Source organism: Vibrio sp. 03_296 (assembly GCF_002265885.1).
In genome coordinates this window covers 15,051-37,807 of record NZ_NPKW01000147.1, presented here as the reverse complement: position 1 = coordinate 37,807, position 22,757 = coordinate 15,051, and the positions used below count along the sequence as shown (strand labels likewise).

General features: G+C 47.7%; 23 protein-coding genes. 14 read left to right on the top strand and 9 right to left on the bottom strand.

Going from position 1 to position 22,757, the window contains the following annotated elements; translation table 11 throughout:
* The first annotated feature begins 101 nt into the window (after positions 1-101).
* From CIK04_RS19715 to CIK04_RS19670, 10 genes are all read left to right on the top strand, one after another.
* Complete coding sequence (locus CIK04_RS19715) at positions 102-1,295, top strand: glycosyltransferase (RefSeq protein ID WP_097352688.1); 1,194 nt, start codon at positions 102-104, stop codon at positions 1,293-1,295.
* Positions 1,292-2,470, top strand: coding sequence for a glycosyltransferase family 4 protein (locus CIK04_RS19710; RefSeq protein WP_097352687.1), 1,179 nt, complete (start codon positions 1,292-1,294; stop codon positions 2,468-2,470). Before CIK04_RS19715 ends, CIK04_RS19710 begins: the two co-directional genes overlap by 4 nt.
* On the top strand, positions 2,467-3,927 hold the full coding sequence (locus tag CIK04_RS19705) for a lipopolysaccharide biosynthesis protein (RefSeq protein ID WP_097352686.1): 1,461 nt from the start codon (positions 2,467-2,469) through the stop codon (positions 3,925-3,927). Before CIK04_RS19710 ends, CIK04_RS19705 begins: the two co-directional genes overlap by 4 nt.
* Complete coding sequence (locus tag CIK04_RS19700; RefSeq protein ID WP_097352685.1) at positions 3,924-5,285, top strand: O-antigen ligase family protein; 1,362 nt, start codon at positions 3,924-3,926, stop codon at positions 5,283-5,285. The genes CIK04_RS19705 and CIK04_RS19700 overlap by 4 nt, the downstream gene beginning before the upstream one ends.
* Before the next feature lie 115 nt (positions 5,286-5,400).
* Entirely contained in the window at positions 5,401-6,171 is a 771-nt protein-coding gene (locus CIK04_RS19695) for an acyltransferase (protein WP_038940801.1), read from the top strand.
* 10 nt (positions 6,172-6,181) lie between these two features.
* On the top strand, positions 6,182-7,378 hold the full coding sequence (locus tag CIK04_RS19690) for a glycosyltransferase (protein ID WP_097352684.1): 1,197 nt from the start codon (positions 6,182-6,184) through the stop codon (positions 7,376-7,378).
* Positions 7,375-8,808: a GNVR domain-containing protein gene (locus tag CIK04_RS19685; protein ID WP_039448561.1), complete on the top strand. Its 1,434-nt coding sequence runs from the start codon at positions 7,375-7,377 to the stop codon at positions 8,806-8,808. The genes CIK04_RS19690 and CIK04_RS19685 overlap by 4 nt, the downstream gene beginning before the upstream one ends.
* Before the next feature lie 209 nt (positions 8,809-9,017).
* Positions 9,018-10,124 carry a glycosyltransferase gene (locus CIK04_RS19680; protein WP_097352683.1) on the top strand — a complete coding sequence of 369 codons (1,107 nt, stop codon included), beginning with the start codon at positions 9,018-9,020 and terminating at the stop codon, positions 10,122-10,124.
* The gene (locus tag CIK04_RS19675) at positions 10,121-11,350 is read left to right on the top strand and encodes a glycosyltransferase family 2 protein (protein ID WP_097352682.1); all 1,230 of its coding nucleotides are present in this window, start codon (positions 10,121-10,123) and stop codon (positions 11,348-11,350) included. The genes CIK04_RS19680 and CIK04_RS19675 overlap by 4 nt, the downstream gene beginning before the upstream one ends.
* Positions 11,347-11,988, top strand: a complete 642-nt coding sequence (locus CIK04_RS19670; protein ID WP_038940796.1) for a sugar transferase — start codon at positions 11,347-11,349, stop codon at positions 11,986-11,988. The genes CIK04_RS19675 and CIK04_RS19670 overlap by 4 nt, the downstream gene beginning before the upstream one ends.
* A 1-nt stretch (position 11,989) precedes the next feature.
* Here CIK04_RS19670 and CIK04_RS19665 read toward each other — a convergent pair whose 3' ends face one another.
* On the bottom strand, positions 11,990-12,382 hold the full coding sequence (locus CIK04_RS19665; RefSeq protein WP_097352681.1) for an ATP-binding protein: 393 nt from the start codon (positions 12,380-12,382) through the stop codon (positions 11,990-11,992).
* Positions 12,383-12,488: 106 nt separating this feature from the next.
* Positions 12,489-12,692 carry a DUF1289 domain-containing protein gene (locus tag CIK04_RS19660; protein WP_097352680.1) on the bottom strand — a complete coding sequence of 68 codons (204 nt, stop codon included), beginning with the start codon at positions 12,690-12,692 and terminating at the stop codon, positions 12,489-12,491.
* Between the two features lie 339 nt (positions 12,693-13,031).
* Between CIK04_RS19660 and CIK04_RS19655 the strand changes: the two genes are divergently transcribed.
* Positions 13,032-13,520 (top strand): hypothetical protein, encoded by a 489-nt coding sequence (locus CIK04_RS19655; RefSeq protein ID WP_017422105.1) that lies wholly within the window; start codon positions 13,032-13,034, stop codon positions 13,518-13,520.
* A 92-nt stretch (positions 13,521-13,612) separates the two neighbouring features.
* Here the strand turns inward: CIK04_RS19655 and CIK04_RS19650 are convergent, their stop codons facing one another.
* On the bottom strand, positions 13,613-13,993 hold the full coding sequence (locus CIK04_RS19650) for a VOC family protein (protein WP_097352679.1): 381 nt from the start codon (positions 13,991-13,993) through the stop codon (positions 13,613-13,615).
* A gap of 241 nt (positions 13,994-14,234) precedes the next feature.
* Between CIK04_RS19650 and CIK04_RS19645 the strand changes: the two genes are divergently transcribed.
* Positions 14,235-14,870: an outer membrane beta-barrel protein gene (locus CIK04_RS19645; protein ID WP_097352678.1), complete on the top strand. Its 636-nt coding sequence runs from the start codon at positions 14,235-14,237 to the stop codon at positions 14,868-14,870.
* Positions 14,871-14,954: 84 nt separating this feature from the next.
* Here CIK04_RS19645 and CIK04_RS32785 read toward each other — a convergent pair whose 3' ends face one another.
* On the bottom strand, positions 14,955-15,092 hold the full coding sequence (locus CIK04_RS32785) for a hypothetical protein (protein WP_011080522.1): 138 nt from the start codon (positions 15,090-15,092) through the stop codon (positions 14,955-14,957).
* A 345-nt stretch (positions 15,093-15,437) separates the two neighbouring features.
* On the opposite strand from CIK04_RS32785, the gene CIK04_RS19640 reads away from it, so the two are divergent.
* The gene (locus tag CIK04_RS19640) at positions 15,438-15,644 is read left to right on the top strand and encodes a hypothetical protein (RefSeq protein WP_038964739.1); all 207 of its coding nucleotides are present in this window, start codon (positions 15,438-15,440) and stop codon (positions 15,642-15,644) included.
* 87 nt (positions 15,645-15,731) lie between these two features.
* Here CIK04_RS19640 and gnd read toward each other — a convergent pair whose 3' ends face one another.
* The 5 genes from gnd to CIK04_RS19615 form a co-directional block, all read right to left on the bottom strand.
* On the bottom strand, positions 15,732-17,180 hold the full coding sequence (gnd, locus tag CIK04_RS19635; protein ID WP_011080524.1) for a decarboxylating NADP(+)-dependent phosphogluconate dehydrogenase: 1,449 nt from the start codon (positions 17,178-17,180) through the stop codon (positions 15,732-15,734).
* Positions 17,181-17,213: 33 nt separating this feature from the next.
* Positions 17,214-17,948 (bottom strand): 6-phosphogluconolactonase, encoded by a 735-nt coding sequence (pgl, locus tag CIK04_RS19630; RefSeq protein ID WP_011080525.1) that lies wholly within the window; start codon positions 17,946-17,948, stop codon positions 17,214-17,216.
* Entirely contained in the window at positions 17,945-19,447 is a 1,503-nt protein-coding gene (zwf, locus tag CIK04_RS19625) for a glucose-6-phosphate dehydrogenase (RefSeq protein WP_026050694.1), read from the bottom strand. Before zwf ends, pgl begins: the two co-directional genes overlap by 4 nt.
* Positions 19,448-19,862: 415 nt before the next feature.
* Positions 19,863-20,549, bottom strand: a complete 687-nt coding sequence (locus CIK04_RS19620; protein ID WP_072609988.1) for a response regulator — start codon at positions 20,547-20,549, stop codon at positions 19,863-19,865.
* Positions 20,546-22,165, bottom strand: a complete 1,620-nt coding sequence (locus tag CIK04_RS19615) for a sensor histidine kinase (RefSeq protein ID WP_097352677.1) — start codon at positions 22,163-22,165, stop codon at positions 20,546-20,548. Before CIK04_RS19615 ends, CIK04_RS19620 begins: the two co-directional genes overlap by 4 nt.
* Before the next feature lie 350 nt (positions 22,166-22,515).
* Here CIK04_RS19615 and CIK04_RS19610 point away from each other — a divergent pair, with 350 nt between their 5' ends.
* Positions 22,516-22,743 (top strand): hypothetical protein, encoded by a 228-nt coding sequence (locus CIK04_RS19610; protein WP_017422113.1) that lies wholly within the window; start codon positions 22,516-22,518, stop codon positions 22,741-22,743.
* Positions 22,744-22,757: the final 14 nt, after the last annotated feature.

Genomic DNA, 22,757 nt, shown 5'->3' with positions numbered 1-22,757 from the left:
AAAAATACTCCATTTTTCAGTGAGATAAATCGAGTATTTCTTTGGCACTGCCATTGCACTCCCTACCTAACATGAGAATAAATCGTGGGTAGGGAATCACAATGACAACACGAACACCCATTTTATTTGTCCACTATGGGGACAACTGGATTAGAGGCAGCGAGACAACGCTCATCCATCTACTGGCAACGTTAGACACCCAACAGTTTGAGCCCATTGTATGGTCAAACTGTCAGCCTCTGCTCGATCATCTCACTCAATGTGGTATCACCACCTATCAAGACCCATTTTCGGTATTGGGTGTCATAGGGTCAAACAAGTTTAACCCGCTTAACACGATGAAATTGGTCTCCCGGGCGATCACCTTGATACAACGCCACCATATTGCGCTTATCCACGTCAACAGTGGCGCGCCTTGCCAATGGATGAGTATTGCTGCGCGACTTTGTCACTGCCCACTGCTGCTTCAACTCCATGGCGATTACCCACTCCGCGAGCGCTTTTTAATGGGCTTTCATCTCGCCGATAACATTGTTTGCGTGAGTGACGCCATTAGCCAAGCAATGCAAAGTGAAGGGCTCACCCTGCCTCAGTTGAGTGTGGTGCACAACGGCGTGTGCTTGCCTTCCTCATCACTTGAAACTTCCCTCAAAACTCAACTTTCGATTCCACGCCAAGCCTTTACCTTCATCACGATTGGCTCTTTGATCGCGAGAAAAGGCGTTGATCGTTTGCTCAAGGCGCTTTATCTGCTGAAAAAAAATGGCGAGAAAGCCCATTTAGTGATCATTGGTGACGGCCCTGAACGTATACCCCTTGAACACTTGAGCGAAACATTGGGATTAAGCGAGCAAGTGCACTGGTTAGGCGAAAAAGCCAACGCCGCCATATGGCTGAAATCCGATGCAGATGCCTTTGTTAGCGGCGCTTACCAAGAGGCGTTTGGATTGGTGATAGCAGAAGCCATGATGGCGGAGTTGCCTGTGATTGCCCCACGCACTGGAGGCATTCCCGAATTCGTTTCCCATAACCAAAATGGGCTGCTGTATCACAACAGCGGCGTATTTTCACTGGTGCAAGCCATGAAAACACTGATGTTGAATCCAACGCTGAGTCACAAGCTCAAACAAACCGCTTACGTGGATGCGCATGAAAACCTGACGATTCAGTGCAACACCCAAACGTTGCAAGCGCATTATCTCGCCTTGATGAAGCGCGACCAACCCGCCCCTCAGTGGCGTGTGATGCTGCGTCCTCTTCTTTACTTCTTTCGTCGTAAGGAGCTGCTGTCATGAAACAGAACGTGTTAATTTTTGATCCCATAAGCTATCTAGGCGGGTCTAAAATCGCCACACAAGAGATGCTGCACGTCGCCAAACAGCGCTCAATCCATTTCTATATCGTCACCGCGAATCGCGATAACTGGCAAAGCGCATTGGCTCATGGCAATTGTTCGGTCTATTCATACCCGACGATAGCCATGTTGCTCGCGGAACAAGGGTTAAAGTACTGGCTACTGCAAGCCTATCATTGGCTGGTTTTGCTGGTGATCACTTTGCGTTTGCCTAAGATCCATCGGCTAATGGGCATTTCTGGCCCAGGGCTTGATATGCCACTTTACCTTTTCAAACTCATGTTCAAAACACCGATTACTCAAGTGATTCATGGCAAAGTGGCGCGGTCTCGCTCAATTGGCTATTGCCTCTCGGTAGCGGAGAAGGTGTTTTATCTACCTTGCGCAAAAAAGAGCCTCTTCGGGGCACTGTGTCGCTATTACGAAAAAACAGCGCCCTCAATGGCCAACACAGACCGCGCCAGAATGGTGTTTGAGCGCAACAACTTTGTGCCTTTTACCAATGGATTAAATGCTGAGCAGTGGCCGACAGAGTGCGATGCCCTATCCGATCAACTCTTTTGGGCGGCGTCATTACTCAAATGGAAAGGGCTTGATTTGCTGGTTGAGGCATTAAAAATTCATCCTCAAGACATCGACTGCCACGTTTGCTATATCCAACCTCTGCAGACTCAATTGGCGGTAAGTGAGCCGGATCTCACCCTCACGCGCTGCCATTGGTATCAACAGCCAAACCATCTTGATCACATCCGCTCGCAGTGTTCGATCTTTATTTCCACCAGCCAAAATGAGCCTTTTGGCTTATCCATTCTCGAAGCTCTGGCTGCGGGTCTGTGTGTGGTCATCCCCGACGATGGTGCTTTCTGGGCTGAAAAACTGACAGATGGTGAACACTGCATTAAATACCAACCCAATAGTGCAAAAGATTTACGGCAGAAAATTGAGCTACTGCTCGCCTCACCCTGTAACCGTCAACGTTTATCACGCAATGGCAGAACCTTAGCCAAGCTTTATCGTTCCGATATTTGTTACCAGCCAATCATCGATTCATTAGGGGGAAAACCCACTCGCAATGTCATCCCACTTAGCCGTACTCGAGAAAAAGGTGCGCTATGAGATTACGACAACTGCGCCACTCCCGTTCACTGCAAAACATTTCACTGTTTGGCGTGGCGCTGATTTTACAAAAGGGCGCGGCACTGTTGATGCTGCCCATTATGGCGTACTATCTTTCCACCACTCAGTTGGGCACGTTGGAGTTATTGGCCTCAATTGGCACCTTTTCCGCGCTGTTGGTTTCGCTCTCCTTGCATGAAGTGCTATACCGTTTCGCAGCCCCCTGTGAACTGATGAGCGAGAAAAAGCAGGTGGTGAATCAGGTGTACTCCCTCGCTGCGATCATCGCGCTGACGTTCTTCTTACTCGCTTTTGCCATCGTCCAAAACATCGTGTGGCATGGAGAACTCAATACCACTACACTGTCACTTCTGTTCGCCTGCATCAGCCTTGAATGTTTGATTGCCATCGGCACCGCTTGGTTAAGAATTCAAGATGACAAAGCCAAAGCGCTGGTCACGATAACGGTGAGTGCACTCGTTCTCCAGCTCTCTTGTGTATTACTGGTGCTGCACTATTGGCCGAGTGTCACTGGGCTGTTACTTTGCAGCTTACTCAGCGCACTTTATCAATGCGTGGCGCTACACTGGCTAAATCGCTATCGGATCGCTTCCATCTCATCGGCACAACTTAAGCGTTGGTTACGCTACGCTGCACCGCTGATGTTCTCTGCGTTGCTGGCTTTTACGTTAAATGGGGCAGAACGATGGTTTATCGGTGGTTTTTCTTCCCTTGCTCAATTGGGCATTTACGCCATTGCCGCGAAATTTGCGCTCGCCTTGTGTATATTGGTGCAGCCTTTTGGCATGTGGTGGATGCCAAAACGTTTCGAATGCCTTGCCCACTCAGGCGAGGTGAAAGCCGTCAAGATCAGTCAATGTGGGTTGGTTTATATCTCACTGCTTGCGGTCGCGGTGTTTGCAATTGCAAAAGTGTTTGTTCTCTACGCCTTACCCACCACCTTTGCCTCTGCGATCACCTTTTTAGCATTGCTCATTCCAGCGGCGATGTTCAAAGAAAGTTATGAGATAGTGAATCTCGGCCTACTCTATCGTCATCAAACTCGGCAGTTGCTGATATTGAATCTGGTCTGTGCGCTGTTGGCCGTGAGTTTGTTTTGGGGGCTGTCATCCTTTGGCGTGGTCGGTGTCTGTTTTGCCCTTGCGATCACGCAAGGCGTGCGAGCCATTGGCGTGATGGTACTAAGCCAACAAGCCTTTACTCTGCCATGGCAGTTTTCCCGTCTGGCGATGATTTTTCTCTGCGCGTTAATTGGTGTTTGTGCACTCTATTTCGCGAGCCATTGGCTAACGGGTGCACTCTCAATCTTGCTCTGCTTTGGCGTGATCATCGCATTGGCATGGCCGATTCTGCACTTTCAATTCACCCCACGCGATCCCTCGCAGCAAGGCTTGCAGACGACACCTTCATTGAACGCTCATGAGGAGGCGTTATGACCGTCACCCCTCGCTACCCCCATCTGGCCTTTGTTCTGACACTTTGTGTGGTGGTGGCTCTGGTATGGGCATGGCAACCCAACCCACTTGTGGTGGTGGCGCTTTGCTTACTCCCTATCGCGACGCTTTATGTGCTCAATCAAACCTTTTGGTTGGTGCTGTTGTTTGTGGTGTTCTCTTTTTTTCGTATCCATGAAGCCATACCGCAGCTCTATTCTCTGAAAATTCCCTTACTGCTCTCATTTGGTGCTCTGGCAGCATTGGGTTGGCATCTCATCATCACACGACAGTTGAAGCCCTACTGGCACCCTGTAATGAACTGGTTAGTCGCCTTCTGGCTTGTGGTTGTCATTGGTCTTTTCTTTGCGGGCAATCGGGGAGTGGCATTTGGCGCTTTTTCCAGTGTCTACTGGAAAATCATGGTGATGACCTTAGCCATCATGTGGCTCGTCACCAGCGCTAAACATCTCAACATGATTTCGATTACCATCACTCTCTCTGGCCTACTGATTGGTTGCGTTGCACTGAGTAACGCCATGCAAGGGATTGGCCTAGTGGAAGGCTCACGTGTCACCATCGGTCGCGATCTAGGTTCTATGCTTGGTGATCCAAACGATCTGGCGTTAGTTCTAATGTTTCCGTTTGCGTTCAGCGTTAGCTTAAGTTTTCATCGCCGAACCCACGTGGTGGTGCGCCTTCTTGCGGGCGTGACGTGTGCGATCCTCTTCTTGGCCTTGCTGGAAACACAAAGCCGCGGCGGGTTGCTCGGTGCCATGGCGGTTTTGGGTTACTTTGCCAACAAAACCATTCGCAATAAAACCGTGTTGATCCTCCTCGGGTGCGTGGCCAGTTTGCTTCTTTATGCGGTAGCGGGGATCTCCGAGCGCGCTTCTGGCGGCGCAGCCGAAGAAGGCATTGATGCTTCAGCCATGGGGCGACTCTACGCTTGGGAGGCTGCTTTTAAAATGGCATTAGCCCATCCTTTACTTGGCGTCGGGTTACAAAACTTTTACTACAACTATTTCTTCTACAGCCCGCACTGGGATGGGCTCAATCACGCCGTGCACAGCACTTGGTTTGGCGTACTTGCCGAAACAGGGTTTGTTGGCCTAACTCTGTTTATTGGCCTCATTGTTTGCTTAATCAAAACCTCGTTGCATTCTATTCGGCAAATTCACCGCCAAACACCGAGCGCCATTGATATTGCCGCCAACGCGGTCTTTGCCGGGCTTTTGGGAACGATCGTCTCCGGTACTTTTCTCACCCAAGGGTTTACTTGGCCAATTTATATTCTTGCCGCCCTCACGATTGCCATCAGTCACATCATTAAAATTGATTCTCAAAATGAGAATGCGTAAACACCAGCGCAACAACAAACGATAAGTAATTGTATTTTATACAATTTCTAAGTGGCATGGTTGTTGATACAAGAGGTTAGAGAAAGATAACATTCGATGCTCGGTAGGAGGCGTTATGTTGGTGAATAAATCACAACTCAGAGTCAAACCAGATATTGAGAAAAACACGAAAACCTTTCGAGGAAGCGACTTAAAATCTTGGCTCAAGCATCATCCCCATCCTCTTATGCGATCGCTTTTTCGCACGCTCAAACAGATCCGTTGTGCCAATTTACCCACCCCGCATTTTTACAATGCCTTGCTCTACCGCTTGATGGTGTTACTTCGCCAGTCAAGTGACTATGTCTATCGCACCTTCATCACCACACCTGCATTCAAAGGCAGGGTCAAGGCATGTGGCAAACAGCTCTATTTGTATGGCGGATTACCGCTCATCACTAACAATGTTCGTATCTCCATGGGTGATGACTGTAACCTTTCCGGTCAAGCGACCATCACGGGCTGCAGTTCCGTCAAAGAGCCTCGATTGAACATCGGTAATCGTGTCTCGATTGGCTGGCAAACGACCATCGCGGTGGGCGATCTCATCACGATTGAAGACGACGTCGCGATCGCCGGACGCTGCATGTTTTTTGGTTATTCCGGCCACCCCTTAGATCCCAAACGTCGTGCCGCGGGTGAAGGCGATGACCCCAGCCAGATTCGCCCGATTACCCTACAACGTGGCTGCTGGATTGGCAGCAACGTGATGATCATGGCGGGTGTCACAGTCGGAGCTGGCAGTGTGATCGCCGCAGGTAGCGTGGTGACACATTCCATTCCTGAAGGTGTGATCGCAGGCGGCAATCCAGCCCATGTGATCCGAGCATTGAACACACCTCGTTGAGGAGAGCATCATGAATGACATGATTGTTTTTGCAGAAGATTTTGGAGGGCTGCCTTCTTCAACGCAGCACATCGTGCGACAGCTCGCTAAGCGCCATCGCGTTTTGTGGGTCAATTCAATTGGCCTTCGTCAACCCAAGTGGAGTTTAAAAGACGCCAGACGCCTTATGGACAAACTGTTTGCCATCGCGTTACAAAAACGTCAGCCCTTTGTCGAAAACGGTGGAAATGGCGAAAACGGTGGAAATGGCGAAAACGGTGGAAATGGCGAAACGTTTGATGAGTCCAAGGCAGTGTCGAGCAACATCGAGATCGTCTCTTTCTTCACCATTCCTGCCCCCTCCAGTCGCTGGGCTCGCTGGTTAGCGAAAAAGATGCTGACGCTACAGTTGCAACGAAAACTCAAACAATTACGAATGCACGATCCAGTCTTTTGGACTTCACTGCCAACGGCCGCCGATTTACTCGACAGTTTTCCGCTGTTTCGTTCGGTCTATTATTGTGGTGATGATTTTGCATCGCTAGCTGGCGTGGATCATCATACGGTGAACCAACACGAAACGAAACTCGCACAACGTTGCGACTGCATATTGGTGGCCAGCCAGCGTTTGTTGGAAAAATTCCCGGCGCAGAAAACCTTCTTGCTGCCTCATGGCGTCGACCTTGAACTCTTTACTCGCCCAGCCCATCGCGCTGATGATTTGCCCACCGGCTTTACCCATCTATGCGGTTTTTATGGTTCACTCTCTCAATGGCTTGACTACTCCTTAATTGAACGCGTTGCCTCTCAGCTTCCACACTGGGGCTTTGTGTTCATTGGCCCCTGTGAATTTGATAGTAATCCGTTACCCAAGTTGCCAAATGTAATTTATCTCGGGAAGAAAGCGCACCATGCACTGCCTCGGTATTCACAACATTGGGATGTCAGTTGGTTACCCTTTGTCATCAATCAGCAAATCAAATACTGCAATCCATTGAAGTTATTGGAATATTTGGCTTCAGGCACACCTGTACTGAGTAAAAACTTTCCCGCGGTAGAGAAGTTTTATAGCCATCTTTGGTTGGCTGAAAACGCACAAGAAATGGTGACGCAACTGCTCACATTACAAAGCCAACCCAAAGCACGCCATCCACTCGATAAACAACTAAGCCAGCAAAGTTGGGAAGCGCGCGCTCGTTACGTTGAACATTTGGTGGAACAGCTATGATGGGATTAAAACTGCGCCTCTATTCCATTTTGGTGGCCGCATGGCGACGTCGATACGTCATTGTGACGCCCATTGTGATTTTGCCGATTGTCGGTGCGCTGATTGGCATGACCGCGACGCCAATTTATCGCTCACACACCAGCATGCTGATCCAAGAAACCGCCAAAATGAATCCGTTTCTTGAAGATATTGCCGTCTCTACCATGCTCAAAGATCGCTTAAGTGCTCTCAGCACCTTGCTGAAAAGCCGCCATGTACTCTATTCCGTGGCCAAGCAAGAGGGGCTGATTGATGACAACATGACCACCGCCGAGCAGGATCGTCTCATTCATCAACTCGCTGGAAAGCTCAACGTTCAGCAGTTAGGCAAAGATTTTATCCAAATTGAACTGGTCGCCAACTCGCCCAAAGGCATGGCTTCACTGCTCTCGGCAGTCAGCGATCAATTTATCGACCAACTGTTGGCTCCAGAGCGTTCGTCCATCCGCGATTCCAGCGAATTTCTCACCGTGCATATTGAAAAACGCCAACAAGAGCTGTTCGCGGCTGAGCAAGCGTTGGCGGACTTTCAAAACCAATATTCTGCCGACACACCTGCAATGCAAGCGCAGAACTTAACGCGACTGGCTTCTCTTAAACAGAGCCTTGCTGAGAAAGAAGCCGAACTTGCCGGTGTGGAGAAAACTTTAGGTTCGCTTGACCAACAACTGTCGAAAACCAACCCTGTGATTGGCAAAATTGAAGAACAAATTATCACTATCCGCAGTGAGCTTGCCTTGCTAAGCGCTAAGTACACCGAGCAGCACAGCTCTGTTCAAGCCAAAATGCGTGAGCTTTCGCGTTTGGAACAAGAGCGACATCAACTGCTGAGTAACCGCAGTGTCACGCTCAATAGCGCTCAACTATGGGATATCGCCAGTAGCACCATCAGCGATCCCAGTGACAGCCAGCCACTTTTAGTCACTCAGTTGCAGCAGTTGCAGGCGATACGAGGCCGTTACGAGGCACTGAACGAAGAAACCCTCAGCCTCGCAAACATGATTGGCGAGCTGGAACAAAAAGCCAACCACTTCGGCAATACCGCGAAAGACATCACACGGCTCGAGCGCGACGTCACCGTGAAGCGCCAATTGTATGAAGAACTGGTTCAGCGTTATGAGATGGCGCAACTGACAGGCTCATTAGGCATTTTTGAGCAAAATAAACGTGTGAAAGTCATCGATGTCCCCTACACGCCATCTTCCACCGCCAACTTGCCTGTGATTCTCTTCGTGCTGGCAGGGCTATTTGGCGGCATCGCACTCGGCGCAGGCATGGCGATCTTCTTTGAGATCTTTGACTCAACCATACGCAGTCAACAACAGTTACGCAGTCTCATCAATGTGCCCGTTTTAACGGTGATTCCTCGTATTCGTGCCCCGCGTAACTGATCCCACTGAATATCACACCTCGCCCACCACAGCATCCGCTTCGGCGGGCATTTTTTATCGCTCGTCAAAGCGATTCTCAATATGAGAACGACACAAAGAAAAATTATAACCTCATGTTTTAATTCAACTAAATGATTGGCACATAACCTGCAAAATCCCTGAAGCACTCCGCAATGCTTTACGTCAATCAGTTGAAATGGGGATAGGCCATGAACAAAGACAAGCCGAGAAAAACCATTTTTCATGTTGTTCAACATCTCGCTCCCGGCGGCTTAGAAACGCTCGTTCTGGACATGATGAACGTCTGCTCGACGGATCACGATGTCTACATCATTAGCCTAGAGGGCACTAAACAAGATGCGGTATTGCACTGGCCTAAACTGCGCAAATACGCTCGCCAATGCGTCTTTCTCGACAAAGGGGCGGGTATCCGCGTTCAGACCATTCGCTATCTCGTTAAGCTGTTTCGCCAGTTTTCACCCGATGTGGTTCATACCCATCATATTGGTCCGTTACTGTACGGAGGGCTTGCGGCTCGTTTAAGCGGTGTTGCTTGCCGCATTCATACTGAACATGACGGTTGGCACCTTACCCAGACTAAAAACGCGTTATTGCAAACATTGGCGTTAAAACTGGTGCAACCCATCTTGGTGGCCGATGCAACCGAAGTAAAACAGAGCATTGAACAACATCTGCATCGTGAAAACATCATTACCATTAAAAACGGCATTGATTGTGATTACTTTGCCCCTGCGGATAAAACTGAGGCTCGTAAGCAATTAGATCTGCCGTTGGACAAGCGCATTGTCGGCTGCGCAGGAAGGTTGGAACCGGTGAAAGGTCATCAGTGGCTGATACAAGCACTGCCCATGCTGCCTCACGATGTGCACTTGGCGATTGCTGGTCATGGTTCTTTACGCCAAGAGTTAGAACGTTTGGTGTTTACCATGCAACTGCAAGATCGCGTGACGTTTCTTGGCCTTTGCTGCACGATGCCGACTTTTTATCAATCGCTTGATCTTTTCTGCTTACCGTCACTCAACGAAGGCTTTCCTCTTTCGACACTCGAAGCCCAAGCGTGCAATGTTCCGGTGGTTGCCACCAGCGTTGGCGGCACCCACGAAACCTTATGTCCCCATTTGAGTCGACTCTGCCCCCCTGCTAACGCCGCCGCGTTAGCGCAAGAAATCAATGCGTTATTGGTCATGGACCGATCCGCTGCTGCCCATACTTTGCGCGATTTTGTCGTGCGTCATCATAATATTCGTCACATGGTGGCGCAGTACAACCAATTGGCATTAGGAGCATCTCTATGATGGCAACATTGAGTTTCTATGAGTGGATGATGGCGGGCATTTTTGCAACATCAGCCAGCTTGATTGTTTACCACCACGTCGGCTATCCCGTTTTACTTAAATGGATGGCCGGAAGAAAAAAACAGACATCGAACCTGAGTTCAAACACTCTCCAACGCCATTACCTCGTGCAGCAAAAAGACAAGATGTTGCCCAGCATTACGATTGTTATTCCTGCCTACAACGAAGCGCATTGGATCGCCGACAAAATACGTAACCTTGCGAGCCTAGATTATCCTGCCAACAAGCTACGCGTGATCATCGCATGTGATGGATGCACCGACAACACCGTTGATATTGCTCAAGACACCATCCAAGAAGCAATTTGTTCCGAGATACTGTTCGAAATTCACGACTATCCAGTGAACCGAGGCAAGGTGGCGGTGATTAATGACGAAGTTGCCCAAATCTCCAGTGATATAACGGCGCTCAGCGACGTCTCAGCATTGATTTCCGTCGATGCATTGCTGCTGGCCGCCGCGCATTTTGAACAGCCAGAAACTGGCGTGGTCAACGCCAGCTACCGCATTTGGTGCCATGAAAATTCGGCAGAGAATGCCTACTGGCAGTATCAAACTCGCATCAAGGCGACCGAGTCATCAATCGGCTCAAGTATTGGTTCACACGGCGCCTTCTATCTTTTCCGCACTAAGTTATTTACGCCCCTGAGCAGCAATACCATTAATGATGATTTCATTTTGCCAATGAGCATCGTCAAACAAGGCCATAAAGCAGATTATGAGACGGAAATGGTGGCGCTTGAACTTGAACGCAGCGAGCTTCAACAAGATTATGCGCGCCGTTTACGCATTTCTGCGGGCAACATGCAACAATTGATCGCATTGGCGGCGTTACTCAACCCAAAGTTTGGGGGAACCGCTTTTACCTTCTTTTCTGGCAAAGGGCTCAGACTGCTCACTCCTTACTTAATGCTGCTGTGTTTGATCACGTCATTGTGGCTGATGCAGCATGTCATTTTTGCCGTGTTATTGGGTTTACAGTTAGCCCTCTATCTCTGCGCGATACTTGGCCACTACTGGCCGATAGCGGCCAAATTCAAACCAATCAGACTAATCCACTACCTCGTCACAGGCCACCTTGCCAATTTACTCGGCGGCTTGCGCTATCTGCTGGGTAAAGAAAATGGACACTGGACTCGAGTTCATCACGATGGAGAACGCTCATGAAACGTAACGGCTTATTTGAATCGCACATCTTTCGAGCAAAACGTCTGTTCGATCTAGTGTTTGCCTTATTAGCATTGCTCGTGACCTTGCCTCTCTTTCCTCTGATTGCATTGGCAATCAAAGTCACCTCGAAAGGCAACATCATCTATAAACAGTTGCGTGTCGGACGCTCGACACCCGAGAAAATGGAACTGTTCGAGATCATGAAGTTTCGCACCATGTACTGCGATGCAGAATCACGCTCTGGCGCAGTGTGGGCAACGGAAAACGACCCAAGAATCACGCCTGTGGGGCGATTCTTACGCAAAACGCGCCTAGATGAGTTGCCACAGCTGTTTAATGTTTTAAAAGGTGAGATGTCGTTAATTGGCCCAAGACCTGAGAGACCCGATTTTTATCAGCGCCTTGAACAAGAGATACCCTATTTTGCCGATCGCACCTATGGGGTCTTACCTGGAATAACTGGGCTTGCCCAAATCAATCAAGGCTACGACACCAGCATCGAAGATGTTCGCCGAAAAGTGGGGTTTGATCATAGCTATGCGTTGAGCCTCAGTTCCTTCTCCAATTGGCTGCAAACAGACATAGCCATTATCGTCAAAACCATCATTGTGATGGTGGATGGACGAGGTCGTTGAGTTAGTTTTGCCAGCGCTGACGCATCTTTTCTATCGTCTGTACTGGCACATCATGAATCGAGCCATATTCACCTGTGCAGACAAGAATCTCCACGTTGAGGCCATGACGCTCTGCAAAACGCAAGTAGGGCTTCATTTCCCAATGCTGAACAAAGGTATTGCTCACAATCACCGCTCTGCCCTGTTTGAGGTGTTGGCACACTTTGTTTAAACACCAGCGATGGGCGTGCTCTAAACGCGTTGGGTCAAATTGATAGCGGCCTTGCTGATCGACAAAATACATGTCTGCCTCGAGATGAACGGCGTGCGTTTGCTTCGCGAGTTGCTGCGCCAGCGTACTTTTGCCAGAACCCGGTAATCCGCGAATGAGTGTCAATTTGGCTTGTTGAGGCATAGCGAGTAGAGATACAGAGAGTAGAAATAAAGCATAAGGCGGACATATTATCAGTTTTTGTCACGATATTCTCGTTAACAAACGGGGGAGCGTGTTTACGTGAAGTTCATTTGGGGTGCTGGAGATAAACGCGCACCTTCAGTGCGGCTAAACGCGCTTGGCTGCGCGCCAATATTTCCTGCTGCTGTGCTGCGTTCGATTGTGTCCAACCTAAGATCTCGTTTAGGTGTCGACCACAACCTAAACAGACATCCTCCTCATTCAAACAGCAGTGCCGAATGCATGGATTATCGAATCGTCGCTGTTCCATATGCGCTCAACCTCAATTGCAAACCTCACTAAAGTATCGTTCAACTTTAGCGCCACGTCTTTTTCATCCGCCGCTTAGCGCTAAGCCATTGCTCAAATAGTGTCTCAATGCTCAATAAAAGTGTGATCAATGGCTGCACTTTAAAAGATAGCGTCTCCTCATGCCTTGTATTTCAGTATGTGGCCCCAATAACATGTGCAAGCGAGATAAAACAAATGCATTGTCTACTTAAGTAAAAGTAGCTTATCCAACGATTTTTGATTCACCGCAATGCGGTGCTTCGCTAGCCAGATTTAGTATTACGCTTCATTTTAGAAGCCATTTTCAAAGGTAAATTTTATGTCTGATGCACCTACTACCGTTGAATACGCAGTAGAAACTGTTCAACCTGTTGTTGAATCTACAGGTTCAGTTTGGGGTTATGTGATTGGCGGTATCGCGGTTGTCGCGCTGATCGGCTATTTCGGCTTCAAAAAGCTCAACAAGCCAGCTTTCATCATTAAGCAAATGCGTCGACGCAACCAAAAAGAGATGAAAAAACAAGGTATCGAAAGCGCAGAAGCCATGGTCGACCTTGATCTTCTTTTAGATGCCGTTGAGGAATACGCAACAGAGAAACAGATGAGTGGCACTCAAATGGTGCAACTGCTTGCGCCTATGAATGACAAGTCAAAGATCAAATCCGCGACGGATTTGTACAACTCAATGGCGTACATTGCCAAAAGTATTGATAACGTCTCACTTGCGAAAACGCTACAAGGTAAAGGCAAACAAGCGCGCTCAAGCTCTGCGCTTATGGCAGGCCTACTGAAACGTGCAGGCGTTTAAGCGACACCTTATTCGTCAATAAACGGCTCACACATCAAAAAGGCATCTTGTTAGATGCCTTTTCTATGTAAAGAGAACGCCAAACAATTTCGCTACTGCATAGAATGCAAGCCGATCATATTGCCTTCCGAATCCTGCACTAGGGAGATAAAGCCGTACTCTCCGATGGCCATTTTCGCTTGAACGACAACGCCACCATGTTGCGTTGCTCTCTCCTGTTCAACAACGCAGTTTTCACAAGAAAAGTATACCAGTGTACCGCCTGCTCCGGCGCTAACACCGTCCATCTTCACTAATGCTCCACTTGCGCCATAGCTTTCCATATCCGATGGGAAGAACCACATTTCAATATCTGTTCCTGTCGGATCCAGCATTTGTTCAAAAGTGACTTGAAAAACCGATTGATAAAAATGTTTGGCTCTCTCTACATCATCAACATAGATCTCAAACCAACCGATGGGATTCTTATCCATTTTGCCTCCTACACGCTGTTATGTTCGCAATAACACTAGTCGATGAGGGCCCAATTGCCAGTTTTCGACGTCTTAATAATGAGCATCCTACCTATTACATTCATACATTCACTTAAACTAATATAATCATCAACAAAGCTCTGCTTAGAACAATTACGGTCACTATGAATATTGTAATTGAACATTGTTTTATTAATTGTTAAGGTCGCCTTCTCGATTCATCATATTCATAGAAAGTACAATGAAAATAAAAACATTGACCACAGTAGCGCTGCTACTGACCCTTAACGCAGCTGCACACGCAAACTCTTTTGGAAAATACTCTTACATCGGTGTCGGTCTGCAATACAGCGAGCAGAAAAATGACAGTCTAGGATCATTTCTAGGCTCTGAGTTCGATGGTAAAGGCTCAAGGGATCTTTTTGGGGTTAACTTCACTGGTAGCTATTCACCCGTTACCATGGATGCTTATGTCAAATACGAGTTTGAAGGTACCACATCAGGAAATACCGACATCTCCAGCTCGTTTGCTGGTTTAGGCGGTTACAACAATTTCAATACCACTTCGCTTTTCTACACTGTTGGTGTCAGTAAATACGACGTAGAGCGTGAATACAGCTCCCGTGAAGGTTCTGCGAGGTTCCGAGAGTTTGGCCCGGCAGCCGATCTCGGCGTGAGTTTCCAGCTTGCGCCCTTTTTAGCCCTCACGCCAAGATATCGAATTTCTTATCTTGACCAAGATGTGATGAATGACTTCAAACTCACTGGACAGTTTATGTTTGGATCGACTTTCTCGTTAGAGGTATCAGCAGGCTACAACACCTACCGAGATTCTGAACAGTTTAATGGACAAACTGCGGTAAAATTTGCTTTTTAGCCGCAAGAGCCAATGCACTCTTCTCACGCGAAAGACAAAAAAAGAGCACCTCAATGGGTGCTCTCTCATTATGAAACCTAGCCGTTATAGCCCGCCTTCCTGCTGAGCTTGCTTTACTAATGCCTGACGTTGAGTTTCCTTATCTGTTACCACTTTATTTTCCTTTTCCTGAGTTTGTTCAACAGCTTGTGGAACAAATACAAAGTACTTATTAATAGTCATCTTAAGAACCTCGGTTGTAATTTAAATCACCTTCCCGGTAAGCATTTAACAACATCGACTCACAAACGAATCGACTCCATGTTGGCGGTTTCAAAAAATAGAGGATGTTTAAATATTAAACATCCTCCATATGCACGCTAATTATAGGATGAGTTCGGGGGCGTAGATAGACAAAGTGAGACTTTTGACAACATTTTTACGAAATACCGCCTTTCATGTTGAATAAAAACACTACCTTCATCAAAGATGTACACTTTTTGAGATTTATTTAGCCGACATTTTATGTATCCACCCCCACCAACTGACATTGTAGGCATAGACAAACAGAAACCATTGGAGGTTCTTATGCAACAGAAACTCGGTCATGTCATGTCATTCAGCAGAATGTTCTCTTTCGTCGCTTTTCTTAGCGCAACGTTTGCGTGGATATTGAGTATGTATGCTCTGTTTACGGTGTCTATCGTTGCTTTAGTTGTGAGCTTGTTGCTCTACCTTCGCGACAAGTTCATCGAAAAATACCATTCCACCACACCCAAAGAAAAGAACGCGTAAGCTTATTCATTACCTTTAAACGTCATTCAATAAAAAAGGATGTCACTTGGACATCCTTTTGCGTTTTATTGGTTAACTAACGATCTATTAAACGTCGTAAGTCGTCGACGCTGTGTTACCGCCGGTACCTGTCCAGTTGGTGTGGAAGAATTCACCACGCTCACGGTCGATACGCTCATAAGTGTGAGCACCGAAGTAGTCACGTTGTGCTTGCAGTAAGTTTGCAGGTAGACGCGCTGTTGTGTAACCGTCAAGGAACGTCAGTGCAGACGTTGTACATGGCATTGGGATGCCCGCTTCTAGCGACTTCGCCGCTACTTTACGCCATGCCACTAGGCTGTTTTGTAGGATGCCTTTGAAGTAGTCATCAGAACCTAGGAACGCAAGATCTGGGTTCGCTTCGTACGCATCACGGATGTTACCTAGGAATGCAGAACGAATGATACAACCACCGCGCCACATCAGTGCCACGTTGCCGTAGTTGAGATCCCAACCATTTTCGTTAGACGCTTCACGCATCAGCATAAAGCCTTGAGCGTAAGAGATGATCTTAGATGCTAGAAGCGCTTGGCGAAGTGCGTCAACCCACTCTTTCTTATCGCCTTCCACTGGAGTAATGGTCTTGCCAAAGAGCTTCTCCGCTTCAACACGTTGATCTTTCAGTGCCGATAGGCAGCGAGAGAATACAGACTCAGAGATAAGCGTGAGAGGAATACCAAGATCCAGCGCGTTGATGCCCGTCCATTTACCAGTACCTTTTTGGCCAGCTGTGTCGAGGATCTTTTCTACTAGTGGCTCGCCATCTTCGTCTTTGTAGCCAAGGATGTCAGCGGTGATTTCGACTAGGTAGCTGTCTAGCTCAGTCTTGTTCCAATCGGCGAAAACGGCTTGCATCTCGTCTGCAGACATACCAAGACCATCTTTCATGAACTGGTACGCTTCGGTGATCAACTGCATGTCGCCGTATTCGATGCCGTTGTGAACCATTTTAACGAAGTGGCCCGCACCATCGTTACCAACCCAGTCACAGCAAGGCTCACCAGCGTCAGTTTTTGCTGAGATACCTTGGAAGATAGGCTTAACCGCTTCCCATGCTTCAGGAGCACCGCCAGGCATAATTGAAGGGCCGAAACGTGCGCCTTCTTCACCACCAGAAACACCAGTACCGATGAAGTGGATGCCTTTTTCACGCAGTGCCGCTACACGACGGTTGGTATCTGGGTAGTTCGTGTTACCACCGTCAATAATGATGTCGCCTTTATCAAGAAGCGGGACAAGTGCATCAATAAACTGGTCTACTACCGCGCCAGCACGAACCATCAGCATCACTTTGCGTGGTGTTTCGAGTTTCTCAACCAGTTCCTCAAGCGAGTATGCGCCAATGATGTTGGTGCCTTTCGCTGGGCCTTCTAGAAACTCATCTACTTTCGCCGCAGTACGGTTGTGAGCCACCACTTTAAAGCCGTGGTCGTTCATGTTCAGGATAAGGTTTTGACCCATTACTGCTAGGCCAATAACACCGATATCACCTTTCATTGTTTCTCTCCAATATATTTCTTTCTGCGACGGTTAAGCGATTTTCGCTGCTGCGTCTAAATCTAAATACCATTCCGTCAGCCCTGCTTTCGCATGAATTTTCGCTGCCGGGTAAGGAAGTTCTTCCGCTGGATTGCTGTTGATCTCTTCAACAATGTCCGCTTTACCGGCGCCCAATACTAGGTAGCTAATGCGTTTTGCCGCTTCCAGTACTCGTGCCGTTTTCGAAACGCGAATTTGTCCAGATTCCGGATGAGAAGCCAATACTGACAGGTTCTCATCGTCATAATTCGTTTGACCTGGGAAAAGCGACGCCGTGTGGCCATCTGCGCCTACACCAAGCAAGATCCAATCGAACACAGGTGTGCCATTATCGGTTGGAATAACGTCTGCCATTTCTTTTGCAAAACGTGCCGCTTCCACTTCTGGCTGCTCTTCACCACGGATACGGTGGATGTTTTCCGCAGGAATGCTCACTTGGCTCAATTCTCTTAGTTTTGAGAACAAAAGGGCATTCGCTTCACCGTAGTTGCTCTCTGCATCGTCTGGTGCCACGCAGCGCTCATCACCCCACCAAAAATGAAGATTTTGCCACTGAATGGAGGTTGCGTACGTTTCTGATGCCAAAAGCTTAAACAGCATTTTAGGCGTGCTGCCACCAGAAAGTGAGATATGAACAGGTCGTCCCATTTCGCTAAACGCTTTCATGTCGTTTGCTAGGCTTTCTACTACCTGCTCTGCTGTTTGGTAGATCTTGTGATTGATCATAGTTCGCAGTAGTCCGTATCTGTTAGGTTTTTGCATGGGAAACGCCACGCGCGATCGTCACGCTGCAGCAAATCGTCCGACTCTTTTGGCCCCCAAGTACCACAGGCATAACCAAAGAGTGCTTGTGGATCTTGTTTGAAGTCGAGGATAGGTTGAACGTATTTCCAACACGCTTCTACCGCATCGCTGCGAGCAAACAGCGTTGCATCGCCGTTTAACGCATCAAGAAGCAGACGCTCATAGGCGGTCAGCATTTGCGTCTCTTGCAACGAAGCATAATGGAAGTTCATCTTCACTTCTTTGGCTTTAAAGCCTGCACCGGGTTCTTTCAAACCGAAGCTCATTTGAATGCCTTCATCAGGCTGAATACGAATGATCAGTTTGTTTTCTGGGGCGTTTTGGCCAAATACCGGATGCGGTGTTTGTTTGAAGTGGATAACCACTTCTGTCACGCGAGTTGGAAGACGCTTACCCGTGCGCACGTAGAATGGTACGCCATTCCAACGCCAGTTATTGATGTACGCTTTCAGACCAATGTAAGTCTCAGTACGAGAATCGTCCGCTACGCCGTTTTCTTCACGGTAGCCAAGCAGATGTTGTCCGCGCACGTCTGATGCTGTGTATTGACCCAAAACCAGGTTGTTACGCAGATCATCTTCCTCAAGCGGTTTTAAACACTGCAGAACTTTCACTACTTCATCACGCATGGAATCGGCGTTAATTTGTGCTGGCGGCTCCATGCCCACCATCGCCAACACTTGCAGTAGGTGGTTTTGGAACATATCGCGCACAGCACCGGAGCCGTCGTAATAACCACCGCGCTCTTCCACACCAAGGAATTCGGCACCTGTGATTTCCACATAATCAATGAAGTTGCGGTTCCACAGAGGTTCAAACATGGCGTTAGAGAAACGGAAAACAAGTAAGTTTTGAACGGTCTCTTTTCCAAGGTAGTGGTCGATGCGATAGATCTGATGCTCTTGGAAGCAATCGTGTATTTCTTTGTCGAGCTGACGTGCCGAAGCCAAATCATAACCAAACGGTTTTTCAATGATCAGGCGCTTCCAACCATCCTCTTCACTATTGAGACCGTGATGAGCAAGGCTTGCAGGAATAACACTGTAAAGGCTTGGCGGTGTGGCCAGATAAAACAGTGTATTTCGTTGTTCGAACTGGTATTGAGCGGCCAATTCGTCTAAACGTACAACCAACTTCGCGTAGTCTTTTGTGTCTGACGTGTTGATGGCTTGATAGTGAAGATGGTCGATAAATGAATCCAGAATGGCTGGTTCCGTTTTCTCCATTTCCTGAAGAGAGCGCTTTAACTTTTCGCGATAAGATTCATCGCTGTATTCAGTGCGGCTGACACCTAAAATAGCAAAGTTTTCTGGTAGCTGCTTACTTGCGTAGAGGTGGTATAAAGCAGGGATCAACTTGCGATATGTTAAATCACCTGAAGCACCAAAAATTACGATGCTGCTGTTTTCTGGTATTACCATCATCTTTCCCTTAAAAACGAGGTACTTGTTGTGTGCCTGGATACGGCTTAAAGGATGAGCCCACCCTATCAGTGACACCTAAAAATTGATAATCGGCCCTGCCTATTCCACTAATAGACAAAACCTTACAAAACAGTGAGTGTGGGTTGGTAATAAGAATGATTTGCCCGACACGGGGGCGTATTGTCTACGACAATTTGACATACATCAATAGTTAGAATCGCAATCGTTTAAATTATGACTCAAAAATGACATATCTATTTGTTATTTAAAGATTATTTAATTTAAAACTGATTAGACCAGTTTAATTAAGATATGGACAAATAATCAGCAAACATTCGCTCAAATGTAATCCATTGCACGATAAGTAAGAAAAACACCGCTCACATATTAAATTTGCCGTATAACCTGCAAATTAACGATGAACTTTGCGATACGTTCGTTCAGGGCGACCGACCGTACCGTAATTCAAATCGGCAGCAAGCTCACCCGAGCTGATCAAATATTCAAGATAGCGCCTTGCCGTGGTGCGACTGGCCCCGATTTGCTCCCCCGCTTCATCGGCAGTATAAGAAAGCTCGCCTTGAAATAAGGTTCGAATTTTATCAAGGGTAACCCCATCGATACCTTTGGGTAGCCGGTTGGATACGCTTTCCTGCGTACTGCTTGCTTGCAGCATTTTATCTACCAAGCCTTGATTGAGATCGGACACCGTTCCCAGTTGCACTCGTTGCGCACGATATTTGTTCAAGGCACTTTCCAGCCGTGGAAACATCACGGGTTTCAACAAATAGTCCACCACACCGCCACGCATTGCGGTTTGTAGCGTTTCCACATCTCTTGCTGCGGTAATCAAAATGACGTCACAATGACGATTGCTGCCGCGAATTTGATTGAGGATCTCCAACCCACTGCCATCAGGAAGGTAAACATCGAGCAAAACCAAATCGGGCTCGAACACGGACAACTGCATTTCGGCTTCGGCTTGTGTGGTCGCAATGCCAATCACCTCGAAGCCGTCCATTTGCTGCAAATACTTATGATGAAGCTGAGCAATCGCCATATCATCTTCAATTATCATCACTCGGGTATCGGCATTCATCTTTGTTCTTCCTTGGGTAAATAGACCGTCATTCTTGTGCCAAATTTGTCATTCTCCGCCATCTCTATCGAGCCACCATAACGTGCGGCTAATTGATTGACTAAGTAGAGCCCAACCCCACGCATGCTGGTCGCTTTGCTTGAGATCCCTTTCTCAAGCAGCTGCTCAGTGGAAAACTGCGTTGGTAAACCACAACCTTGGTCCTGTACTTCGAGAATCACTTCCGTCCCATAGTCACTGATCGAGACTTCAATGGTTCTACGTGAACGGGCAAAATTGCCTTCTTGTGCAATTGCGCTCATTGTCGCGTCAAAGGCGTTATCAATCAGGTTACCGAGTATTGTCGTGATGTCTTCTGGATTGAGCCAAGCACTTAGCGGCTCTAAACGAGCCCCTTCTTCAACCACTAACTCCAAGCCCAGCTCACGCGCACGTTCTGTTTTTCCTAGCAACATGCCCGCCACCAATGGATCTTTGATCGTATCGCGTAGAAACTCGATCAGCCCCTGATAGTGTGCCGTCTCCTGACCGATAAGCTGTTGAACCGCGTCGAGCTCGCCCATCTGAACTAGGCCACTGATGGTATTAAGTTTGTTGCGATGCTCATGCGTTTGTGAGCGCAATAAATCGGCATACTCTTTGGTTTGAGAAAGCTGTTCAGTGAGCTCAGAAATTTCATCACGCAAACGAAAGCTGGACACTGCGCCGACAATTTTGCCATCCACGTAAACCGGGCTTCGGTTGGCAATCAACCTCTTTTGGTTGAGGTAAAGTTCAATATCGTGATCTTCTTGTCCCGTCTCGAGTACCCGGTACAGATCACTGGCAGGTAACGCATCTGAGAGCGGTTTGTTCAGCACTTGAGCCGGTTCTAACCCGAGAATGTGCGCCGCACTGCGGTTGATGGAACGCAAAACGCCGTTGGCGTCAATACTTAACACCCCTTCTTTAATGGTGCTCATGGTCACATCAAGCTCACCATATAAACGACCAATTTCTTCTGGTTCAAACCCCAAAATCGCCCGTTGAAATTTACGAGAAGCGTAATTGGAAACCAAGGCATTCGCAGCAACCACCAGTAACGTCATAGCAATTAAAAACCACGCAAATGGCTCTATTCTGTCTTGCAATCGATCAAGCAGATAACCCACAGAGACCACGCCGATGACCTCACCCGCCGAGTTAAACACAGCCGCTTTGCCACGCACCGAATAGCCCAGTGAACCTCTTGCTGTCGAGATATACGCTTCGCCTTCTTCCAATGCTCGGGCGTTATCACCACCACGCATCGGTAAACCAAGACGTTCATCAAGGGGGTGGATTAAACGAATGCCTTCTCGGTCACCAACAACGATGAACGCAGCACCCAATGCTTCCGTTAGTTCACGAAACTTTGCTTGATAGGTGACATTGTCACGGCTTTCAACCAGCTCAACCACTGTGGTCGAGTTAGCAAGAAATTGAGCAACACCCAGTGCCTTCTGCCCCATTTCTTGCTCTTGTGTGTATTTGAGGTAGGCAAAACCCGCTGCTACGAGGATAAGCAACTCAATCAAACCAGAGAGCGTCATAATGACCAGCATTCTTTTACGAAAACTGATGCTTTGCCACGTCATGCTTACCTCTTTGCACTACTTAAAAACAGAGAAAAGTGAGTTAACTTAACACCGTTTTAACATGCATGCTCTTACCTCCATTCGGAAGTGTGAATCGCAAGAAATAAATCCTCGTGAAATGACTATTTATTATCCTGCAAGTAATACCTCTCAAATGTGAGAAGTGGATTTTAAATAAACAACAAGTTACATAACCATCGAACCAGTTATTGATCTAGATCACTACGAATTTAGCTAAATTTGAGGTCTTTTTAGGGCGTTGGGCGTATACTTTTTGGGCAATGAAGCAACATCAAACTTGATTACAATAATAACGACAAGGTGGTGTCAATTGATAAGGAACGATCAATATGGAACGCGATACCTTTGGAATTTGTCTGAATAAGGCAATGCTGTCGAAGAATATGCATTCAACCTTTACACACGTCAGGGCTTATGAAAAAGACGGCCGGAGTCCGAGTGACCTGAAAGTCCTTTTATCATTCCCGCAAATGAGCGGACGGGATCTTTTGCAGACCATGCAAGGTTCTCGACAACTTGAATGGAGAGCAGAATTCTTCTGCCCTTCCATGAAGTAAGATAGCTCGCCTCT

Coding starts and splice junctions, on each gene's coding strand:
- CIK04_RS19715 (WP_097352688.1), top strand. CDS start 102: ATGACAACACGAACACCCATTTTATTTGTCCACTATGGGGACAACTGG.
- CIK04_RS19710 (WP_097352687.1), top strand. CDS start 1,292: ATGAAACAGAACGTGTTAATTTTTGATCCCATAAGCTATCTAGGCGGG.
- CIK04_RS19705 (WP_097352686.1), top strand. CDS start 2,467: ATGAGATTACGACAACTGCGCCACTCCCGTTCACTGCAAAACATTTCA.
- CIK04_RS19700 (WP_097352685.1), top strand. CDS start 3,924: ATGACCGTCACCCCTCGCTACCCCCATCTGGCCTTTGTTCTGACACTT.
- CIK04_RS19695 (WP_038940801.1), top strand. CDS start 5,401: ATGTTGGTGAATAAATCACAACTCAGAGTCAAACCAGATATTGAGAAA.
- CIK04_RS19690 (WP_097352684.1), top strand. CDS start 6,182: ATGAATGACATGATTGTTTTTGCAGAAGATTTTGGAGGGCTGCCTTCT.
- CIK04_RS19685 (WP_039448561.1), top strand. CDS start 7,375: ATGATGGGATTAAAACTGCGCCTCTATTCCATTTTGGTGGCCGCATGG.
- CIK04_RS19680 (WP_097352683.1), top strand. CDS start 9,018: ATGAACAAAGACAAGCCGAGAAAAACCATTTTTCATGTTGTTCAACAT.
- CIK04_RS19675 (WP_097352682.1), top strand. CDS start 10,121: ATGATGGCAACATTGAGTTTCTATGAGTGGATGATGGCGGGCATTTTT.
- CIK04_RS19670 (WP_038940796.1), top strand. CDS start 11,347: ATGAAACGTAACGGCTTATTTGAATCGCACATCTTTCGAGCAAAACGT.
- CIK04_RS19665 (WP_097352681.1), bottom strand. CDS start 12,382: ATGCCTCAACAAGCCAAATTGACACTCATTCGCGGATTACCGGGTTCT.
- CIK04_RS19660 (WP_097352680.1), bottom strand. CDS start 12,692: ATGGAACAGCGACGATTCGATAATCCATGCATTCGGCACTGCTGTTTG.
- CIK04_RS19655 (WP_017422105.1), top strand. CDS start 13,032: ATGTCTGATGCACCTACTACCGTTGAATACGCAGTAGAAACTGTTCAA.
- CIK04_RS19650 (WP_097352679.1), bottom strand. CDS start 13,993: ATGGATAAGAATCCCATCGGTTGGTTTGAGATCTATGTTGATGATGTA.
- CIK04_RS19645 (WP_097352678.1), top strand. CDS start 14,235: ATGAAAATAAAAACATTGACCACAGTAGCGCTGCTACTGACCCTTAAC.
- CIK04_RS32785 (WP_011080522.1), bottom strand. CDS start 15,092: ATGACTATTAATAAGTACTTTGTATTTGTTCCACAAGCTGTTGAACAA.
- CIK04_RS19640 (WP_038964739.1), top strand. CDS start 15,438: ATGCAACAGAAACTCGGTCATGTCATGTCATTCAGCAGAATGTTCTCT.
- gnd (WP_011080524.1), bottom strand. CDS start 17,180: ATGAAAGGTGATATCGGTGTTATTGGCCTAGCAGTAATGGGTCAAAAC.
- pgl (WP_011080525.1), bottom strand. CDS start 17,948: ATGATCAATCACAAGATCTACCAAACAGCAGAGCAGGTAGTAGAAAGC.
- zwf (WP_026050694.1), bottom strand. CDS start 19,447: ATGGTAATACCAGAAAACAGCAGCATCGTAATTTTTGGTGCTTCAGGT.
- CIK04_RS19620 (WP_072609988.1), bottom strand. CDS start 20,549: ATGAATGCCGATACCCGAGTGATGATAATTGAAGATGATATGGCGATT.
- CIK04_RS19615 (WP_097352677.1), bottom strand. CDS start 22,165: ATGACGTGGCAAAGCATCAGTTTTCGTAAAAGAATGCTGGTCATTATG.
- CIK04_RS19610 (WP_017422113.1), top strand. CDS start 22,516: ATGGAACGCGATACCTTTGGAATTTGTCTGAATAAGGCAATGCTGTCG.